The organism is Bacillus sp. C30 (assembly GCF_040838255.1).
Lineage (GTDB): Bacteria > Bacillota > Bacilli > Bacillales > Bacillaceae_G > Bacillus_A > Bacillus_A mycoides.
Window position 1 is genome coordinate 1 of the sequence record NZ_JBFPJH010000123.1, and the last position, 9,173, is coordinate 9,173.

The window sequence follows — 9,173 nt, forward strand, 5'->3', positions numbered from 1 at the left end:
GAAATAAGTACACATTTTTGACACATTCACTATCACAATCTCCTGAAAATTCGTGATAATATTAATTTGTCGAATACGCCAAATTTCGACATTGAACGACAATGATATCTCCCTTATTGAATCCCTGTCCCCCAGGGATTTCTCCTTTTATTCATTACTTTTTTCTTCACTAAATTTTCATTCTTAACAAAATTCAATCACTCCATTGAATAGACAGCCACAGTATCCTATTTTGATAAAAACTAAAAACAAACAGACATACTTAACACTAATAGTAGATTTTTTAACTCCAAATTTACTTTTTCTCTCTTATCTTTTTGTAAACATTAAAAATGAGCTCTATTTACATAGAGCTCATTCGTAATTTTATAGTTTGCTAGACTGTAGTCCTTGAATAAAGGGTACCACTTCAGGATTTACAAGTGACGATAAATCTCCTAATTCTTTTCCTAAGTAAGCAGCTTTTATGACACGTCGCATTACTTTAGAATTTCGTGTTTTTGGTAAATCTTCTACAACGTGGATGTCTTTTGGACATAAAGCTTTACCAATATGAGAGTTTACTAAACTCATTAATTCTTTCTTTAATTCTCCTGAGAATGTTACACCATCTCGTAATACAACAAAACAATGACAAACTTCTCCTTTTACATCATCCGGTACACCAACTGCCGCTGCTTCTATTACATCATTATGTTTCACAAGAATAGATTCATATTCAGCAGGACCAATACGTTTCCCTGCAATATTTAGCGTATCGTCTGAACGTCCTGTGATGATGTATTGCTCACCGTCATAAATAACCCAGTCCCCATGGACCCATTTATTTTCAAAGCGTGACCAATATGTGTTTACATAACGTTCATCATCTTCCCAGAAACTTTTCGTCATACCTACCCAAGGTTTTTCTAAACATAGTTCTCCGACTTCATCTCGAATTGGTTTACCTTGATCATCAAGTACAACCGCTGCCATTCCTGGTAAAGATGCGTTAAAACTAATCGGTGCGATCGGCTTAATTAGGACATTCCCGAAAATCCCACCTGAAATTTCAGTTCCACCTGAATAGTTACAAATTGGTACTTTACCTTTACCAACTGTATTAAATAACCACATCCATGGGTCTGGATTCCAAGGTTCTCCTGTTGATGCGAATACTTCTAAACTCTTTAACGAGTGTTTATTTACATATTCATCACCTTTTGCCATTAATGCACGGATTAACGTTGGTGAAATACCGAGATGAGTAATTTCATATTTATCGACTGTCTCCCATAAGCGGTCTGCTTCTGGAAAGTCTGGGACACCTTCATACATAACCATTGTTGCGCCATTAATTAAAGAGCCGAATAGTAAAAATGGTCCCATCATCCAGCCCATATCAGTTACCCATAATACTCGGTCGCCTTGTTTTATATTCATTCCAAATCCTGCATCAAATGCAGATTTTAGCGGGAAACCAGCATGTGTGTGTACTGTCCCCTTCGGCTTACCAGTCGTTCCAGATGTATATATAAGCATTAATGGATCATCACTGTTCATTTCTTCAGCATGTATAAATGGTTTTTCTTTTTCTAACGTACTCCATGAAAAATCATAATTATGCGGTGTAAAATCATTTCCTGCATGACGAACAATTACCACCTTTTCAACAGTTGGACAATGTTCACAAGCTTTATCTACTTCATCTTTTAATGAAACAATTTTCCCACGGCGTGAAAAGCCATCTGCGGTAATAACCATTTTTGAACCAGCCGCTTGTACACGTGTCATTACTGCATCAGCAGCAAAACCTGAGAATATTGGTGAAATAATCGCTCCAATTTTCATTACTGCTAACATAGCAACAACTGTTTCAGGAATCATTGGCATGTAAATTGTTACACGATCACCTTTTTCAATACCAGCATGTTTCAAACCGTTGGCAACACGGCTTACCCAGCTGTCAAGCTCTTCATATGTAAATGATTTCGCAGTTCCGTTTTCCCCTTCATACATAAGTGCTGCTTGTGTTTTCGTTTTATCGTCTGCAAGCCAGCGAGATAAAGCAGATTCTACAACGTTACAAGTTCCCTCAGTATACCACTGTGCAAACGGTGTACCATTTTCTAAATCTAACACTTCTGTATATGGTTTCATCCACTGATAGCCAACTGCTCTCTCAGCTTCTCCCCAAAACCAAGCTGTTTCTTCAATTGACTTATTATAAAAAGCTTCGTAATCTTCATAGCCTAATGATTTCATCCAACCAAATAAACGCGTTTTTTCTTTATATTCTTCTGTTGGAAACCAAACTGCTTGTTTCATGTTTTCCCCTCCTTGATTTTTTGAGCAAGAAAGCCCTAAATAGGGCTTTTAAACTGGATATACAGGATGTTTACGATCCGTGAATACTTGATATTTACTCATATACATTTCGAATCGTCCTTTTAACTCTTCACGTAAATTGTTTGGATGAACAATACCATCAATCACCATCTCAGATGCTAAACGGTAAATATCAATATCTTTCTTATACTCTTCTCGTTTTTCAGCAATAAAGCTTGCACGCTCTTCTTCTGGTAAAGCTGCAATCTTATTTGCATATACAGCATTGACCGCTGCTTCTGGACCCATTACTGCAATAGAAGCTGTTGGTAATGCTAAGCAGCAATCTGGTTCAAACGCTGGACCTGCCATTGCATATAAGCCAGCTCCATATGCTTTTCGAACGACGATAGAAATTTTCGGTACAGTTGCTTCACTCATTGCAGAGATCATTTTTGCACCGTGACGAATAATTCCGGCACGTTCTACTTTTGTACCAATCATAAATCCAGGTACATCTGCAAGGAATAATAATGGAATATGGTATGCATCGCATAAATTTATAAACTTCGCTGCTTTATCAGCTGAATCGTGGAATAATACGCCGCCCTTCATACGCGGCTGATTTGCAATAATGCCAATTGGCTTACCATCAATGCGTGCTAAACCTGTAATTAGTTCTTGAGCAAATAATTTTTTCACTTCAAAGAAAGAACCTTCATCAATAATTCTGTTAATGAGATCTTTCATATTGAAAGGAGCATTTTGATTTTCTGGAATGATTTCTTCTAACGTTTTATCGAACTGTTTCGGTTCTTGAGGTGTAATCAAAGGAGTCTTTTCTAAATAGTTACTTGGAAAATAAGAAATATATTGTCTTGCTTGAGTAATTGCATCTTCTTCTGTTTTACATAAAACATCTCCGCATCCTGATACTGAGCAATGCATACGTGCTCCGCCCATTTCTTCTAAAGTTACCTTCTCACCGATAACCATTTCAGCCATACGCGGAGACCCTAAATACATAGAAGCATTTCCTTCAACCATCATAACAACGTCACAAAATGCTGGAATATACGCACCACCAGCTGCTGAAGGTCCAAATAATAAACAAATTTGTGGCACTTTTCCAGATAATTTCACTTGGTTATAAAAAATTCTTCCCGCACCGCGGCGTCCAGGGAACATTTCAACTTGATCTGTAATACGTGCCCCAGCGGAGTCAACTAAATAAAATAACGGCACACGTAATTTCTCAGCCGTTTCTTGAATACGCAAAATCTTTTCAACTGTACGTGCTCCCCATGATCCAGCCTTAACAGTTGAATCATTTGCCATTACGCACGCAGTGCGACCATGTATTTTACCAGTCGCAGTTACAACACCATCAGCTGGTAATCCAGTTTGTTCACAATTTGCAAATAATGCATCTTCCACATATTCACCATTATCGAATAAAAGAGCTAAACGATCTCGAACAAAAAGTTTCCCTTTTGCTTTGTTTTGTTCATGATATTTCGGTGCCCCGCCTTGCTTAATTGTTTCAACTCGTTCTTCAAATGAATTAGATTGTTGTTTTTGATCTAACATATTTACTCCCCCTTATACATTGGTTTGCGTTTTTCCTTGAATGCCTGTAATCCTTCTAATCTATCTTTCGTATGGATTACGCCCTCATACGCCTGTTTTTCCATTTGTAAGCCGGTATGTAAATCTACTTGAATTCCATTTGAAATTGCTTCTTTTGCTAATCGAACAGCAATTGGACCATTTTTAGCAATTCGATCTGCAATTTCAATTGCTTTCTCTTCTAGTAAATCAGCTGGTACTACGAATTCTACTAAACCATATTCTTTCGCTTCTTGCGCCGAAATACGTCTTCCTGTATAAATTAATTCTTTTGCTCTACCGACTCCAATTAATCTCGGTAAACGCTGCGTACCACCTGCTCCAGGTATAATTGCAAGAGAAGTTTCAGTAAGACCTAGACTTGCAGTGTCAGAAGCAATTCTAAAATCACAAGCTAAGCTTAATTCAGTACCTCCACCAAGTGCGATTCCATTAATAGCAGCAATAACTGGTTGTGGTAATTGTTCCACCATCTCCATAGTAGAACGAATCATACCCACAGCATGGCGAACTTGTTCTTCACTCATGTTGGCACGCTCTTTTAGATCAGCACCAGCGCAAAATGCTTTTTCGCCATCCCCTGTTAAAATAACAACGCGCGTATTTGATTCTTCGTTTATTTGAGTTAATATAGTTTGTAATTCTTCTAATAATGCCAAAGATAATGAGTTTGCTTGTCTTTCACGATTTAACGAAATCTTTACAACGTGCGGTGTAACATAGTCAACTGAAATGTTTTGTAATTGTAGCATCTTCTCACCTACTTATCGTTTTATGTTGAAGCGCTCTATACACATGACTCGGTAATTGGATATTCAACTTACTTTGAATAAACTGACTAGCTCTCAATAACTTTTCTTCATCAATATTAGTTTGGACTCCCAGCTTATGGAGCATATGCACTAAGTCATCAGTAGCAACATTACCCGATGCTCCTGGTGCATAAGGACATCCTCCGAGTCCACCACAAGAACTATCAAACGTTGTAATACCATATTCTAAAGACTTAACTACATTCGCCAGAGCCATTCCATACGTATTATGAAAATGCATTGCAAACTGCGAAGCATCATACTTCTTTAATAGATGTTCTAATACTTGTTCTACTTGTAATGGATTCGCTACACCAATCGTGTCACCGAGAGAAACTTCATAAATGCCGTATGAAAATAGTTGATTACATATTTCGTCAACTGCTGTGGCACTTATATCCCCTTCATAAGGACATCCAAATACAGTAGAAACATAGCCTCTTACCTTTTTACCTTCGAACGTTGCCTGTTTTGTTATATCTTCAATTACAGCTAATGCTTCTTTAATAGATTTATTAATATTACTTTTATTGTGAGATTCACTTGCTGATAAAAAAACATTCACCTCATCTACATTTTGCAAAAAAGCTCGTTCCAAACCATTTTGATTTGGAACAAGCGCTGCATATGTAACATTTGGATCCCTTTTTAGCTCAGAAAATACATCACTTGCATCTGCTAATGCAGGAACCCATTTAGGGTGAACGAATGAGGAAACTTCAACGTACGACAATCCCGCTTCTGTAAGTAGTTGAATCCATTTTACTTTATCTTTTGTGCCAACAATCTTTTTTTCATTCTGTAAGCCATCACGTGGCCCGACTTCTTTAATGACAGCAAAATTAGGTAGTTTCAATTCGCTTCCCCCTATATCTCCCTATTCAATTTCTAGTAATACATCTCCTTCATTTACAAAATCGCCTTCTTGTACGTTAATTTTCATAACAGTTCCGGCTTCTTCTGAAACGATTGGAATTTCCATTTTCATAGATTCCAAAATGACGACATCCTGCTCTTCCTCTACTGTATCTCCTACTCCCACAACTATTTTCCAAATATTTCCTGCCATCGATGCATATACTTTCGTCATCATTTTTTCCCCCTTAATATTCATAACTCTTATTTTTTAACAAGTTGTTTCGTTACGAAACCCGTTGTATAAATACCACTTTTGAACACATCGTCTCCGAGTACTTGCAGTAACATTGGTGTGTTTGTTTTAATACCTTCTACTTTTAACTCTTCTAGAGCAATTTTTAATTTTGAAATCGCTTCTTCACGAGTTTCACCATGTGCGATTACTTTCGCAATCATTGGATCATAGAAAGGTGTAATCGTTACTTGATTCTCCAAAAAGTGATCAATACGTATATTTGTCGGTAACGTTAAATCTGTAATTTTCCCAGGTGATGGGAAGAATGTTTTCGGATCTTCTGCATAAATACGAGCCTCAATGGCATGACCACTACGTTTTACATCATCCTGTGTAAATGATAGCTTCTCACCATATGCGATAAGTAATTGTTGTTCAACTAAGTCTAACCCAGTAATTTCTTCTGTAACTGGATGTTCTACTTGTAATCTCGTATTCATTTCTAAGAAATAAAAGTTCTTTTGATCATCTACAAGAAACTCAACTGTACCTGCATTTGTATAACCAAGTGCTTTAGCAGCTTGTACAGCAACTTCTCCCATAGCCTTTCGTGTACCCTCATCTAAAAATGGTGAAGGTGCTTCTTCAATTACTTTTTGATTTCGGCGCTGCACTGAACATTCGCGTTCCCATAAATACACTGTATTACCATGTGTATCTGCTAAAAGCTGAATTTCAATATGATGTGCATCTGCTATATAGCGCTCTAAATACATTTCTCCGTTACCAAAGAAATTTTGAGCTCTTGTTTTATTACTTTCAAATGCTTTGGTGAGCGTTTGCTCAGTTTCCATCAACTGCATTCCAATGCCTCCGCCGCCCGCGGATGCCTTAAGCATTAATGGATAACCAATTTGTTTCGCAATTTCAATTGCTTCTTCAGCAGTTTCAATATTTGTAGTAATACCTGGAACTACTGGCACATCTGCTGCTTGCATCGCTATACGTGACTCAATTTTACTTCCCATCTTAGTAATGATTTCTTCTGAAGGACCGATAAATACGATTCCTTCTTCTTTACAGCGAATCGGAAAAGATGGATTCTCTGATAATAATCCGTACCCCGGATGGATTGCTTCAGCATTTGTCTTCTTAGCTATTTCAATAATTTTTTCAAGGTTTAAATAGCTTTCTTGGACACGTGGACCGCCTACTAAGTAAGCTTCATTTGCCAATTTTACATGAAGGGCATTTTCATCAGCCTCAGAATAAATAGCAACAGTGCGAATGCCAAGTTTTTGACAAGTTTTCATAATGCGAACTGCGATTTCCCCGCGATTAGCAATTAATATTTTTTGAAACATAGTGACCCCTCCTTTTTATCTACATCCTAAATGTCTTGCAATTACGAGACGTTGAATTTCAGAAGTTCCTTCACCAATTTCTAAAAGTTTTGCATCACGAATATATCGTTCAACTTCATATTCACGCATATAGCCATATCCACCATGAATTTGTACTGCATGATTTGCTATACGACTTGCAGCTTCAGATGCAAACAACTTTGCCATAGCCGCTTCTTTACCGAAAGGTTTATCGTTATCTTTTAACCAAGCTGCTTTATGTACTAAATTACGCGCTAATTCTACTTCAGTCGCCATATCAGCCAATTTAAATTGAATCGCTTGGAAATTAGAAATCGGTTTTCCAAATTGTTGACGTTCTTTCGCATATTGCAATGCACGCTCAAATGCAGATTGTGCAATACCTACTGCTAATGCTGCAATTGAAATACGTCCTCCATCAAGTGTATATAAGAATTGTTTAAATCCTTTATTTACATCACCAAGAATATTTTCTTTCGGTACACGTACACCATCAAGTACGATTTCACAAGTATTAGAAGCACGAACACCCATCTTATCGTAAGGGCTTGAAATCGTTAATCCTTCACTAGTAGTCGGTACGATAAATGCAGAAATACGTTTTTTACCATTGTCTTCAAAACCGTTGATAGCGGTTACAATAATTGTATTTGCATACTCTGCGTTTGTAATCCAGCACTTTTCACCACTAATAACATATTCATCGCCATCTAAAATTGCTTTCGTTTGTGTGCCCCCTGCATCAGATCCAGCATTTGGCTCCGTTAATCCGAAAGCACCTAACGTTTTACCTGACGCCATTGGAACTAAAAATTTCTGTTTTTGTTCTTCTGTACCGAAATAATAAATTGGAGAAGCACCTAATGAAATTGTTGCAGCATAGCTTAAACCTGTTCCACCACAAGCACGACCAATTTCTTCAACAGCTAACGCGTACGATAACGTATCGCCACCTGAACCTCCATACTCTTCCGGGAATGGGATACCTAATAATCCTAGTTCGCCCATTTTTTGAAATGTTTCATATGGAAATTCCGCAGTTTTGTCATAATATACCGCTTTCGGTGCGATTTCCTTTTCAGCAAAGTCACGTACCATTTCTTTAATCATTTGTTTTTCGCGAGTTAGAGTAAATTCCATTCCGCTACACACCCCTTATCGAATATTGAGTTTCGACAGCGTGCGAGTTTCTACTACAAACATTACTTCTTAAAAGACACGAATATTAGTTAGACAATTGCTATAATTCTGTCATAACTTAATTTTAAAACAGATTCTGTACCAATGCACAAAAAAATTCCTACATTGTTCTACAACAACATAGGAGGTTTTGTGTCGAATTATGTAATTTATTGTTTAATAATCTCTACCTTTTCCCGAATCAGAAATTTCTACTAACCCTTCAGGGTATGGCTCAAAATATGTTTGTCTTAATAAATACTTTTCATCAAATCGAATGGCCCATGATTTTAAAATTGTAAGCAAACTACTAAGTGGTATTTTCTTTTCTGCATATTTTTGTATCAGTTCTAGAAAATGATCTTTTTCTTGTTTTTTTAGCTTTGTTTTAAAATATCCGAAAATGTGCTCACATACATTTACATTCGATGTATAGCGAGGCGCGCGCATAAATAATTCATATAAAGTCTTCTCATAGTTATCAAATACGACTTCCATTGTTTCATTTTTTTGATTTGCAATAATACGCCCTAATTCTTTTTGTTTCACCTGATTATATGCCATAAATAAATACTTATAATCTGATTGAAACGCTACGAGTTCCTTTATGTTTTTAGTATGTTTAATCATTTTGTAATGCGCGATTGTAAACAATCTTGTAAAGAAATGCTCTCTAATAATAAAATTCGAAAATCTACCTTCTTCTTCAATTGGAAGATGCGAAAATTTTTTTATTACTGCTCCGCCAAATAATCCAGTTCCTTTTCC

8 protein-coding genes are annotated in these 9,173 nt (G+C 36.8%); all 8 read right to left on the reverse strand.

All coding sequences use genetic code 11. The features are described 5' to 3' along the window. Positions 1–366 precede the first annotated feature (366 nt). Entirely contained in the window at positions 367–2,307 is a 1,941-nt protein-coding gene (locus AB3X49_RS13130) for an AMP-binding protein (protein ID WP_367962561.1), read from the reverse strand. Positions 2,308–2,355: 48 nt separating this feature from the next. Beyond that, entirely contained in the window at positions 2,356–3,897 is a 1,542-nt protein-coding gene (locus tag AB3X49_RS13135; RefSeq protein ID WP_002017014.1) for an acyl-CoA carboxylase subunit beta, read from the reverse strand. Between the two features lie 2 nt (positions 3,898–3,899). Continuing rightward, a complete protein-coding gene (locus AB3X49_RS13140) occupies positions 3,900–4,688 on the reverse strand; it encodes an enoyl-CoA hydratase (RefSeq protein ID WP_002017012.1) in 789 nt (262 codons plus the stop codon). 4 nt (positions 4,689–4,692) lie between these two features. Further along, the gene (gene mvaB, locus AB3X49_RS13145; protein ID WP_002017011.1) at positions 4,693–5,604 is read right to left on the reverse strand and encodes a hydroxymethylglutaryl-CoA lyase; all 912 of its coding nucleotides are present in this window, start codon (positions 5,602–5,604) and stop codon (positions 4,693–4,695) included. A 21-nt stretch (positions 5,605–5,625) separates the two neighbouring features. Next, entirely contained in the window at positions 5,626–5,841 is a 216-nt protein-coding gene (locus AB3X49_RS13150) for an acetyl-CoA carboxylase biotin carboxyl carrier protein subunit (protein ID WP_113735019.1), read from the reverse strand. A 26-nt stretch (positions 5,842–5,867) separates the two neighbouring features. Next, positions 5,868–7,205: an acetyl-CoA carboxylase biotin carboxylase subunit gene (locus AB3X49_RS13155; protein ID WP_002136442.1), complete on the reverse strand. Its 1,338-nt coding sequence runs from the start codon at positions 7,203–7,205 to the stop codon at positions 5,868–5,870. 15 nt (positions 7,206–7,220) lie between these two features. Then, positions 7,221–8,366 (reverse strand): acyl-CoA dehydrogenase, encoded by a 1,146-nt coding sequence (locus AB3X49_RS13160; RefSeq protein WP_002032227.1) that lies wholly within the window; start codon positions 8,364–8,366, stop codon positions 7,221–7,223. Between the two features lie 216 nt (positions 8,367–8,582). Next, a partial coding sequence (locus AB3X49_RS13165; protein ID WP_367962564.1) for a YbgA family protein occupies positions 8,583–9,173 on the reverse strand: 591 nt, incomplete at its 5' end.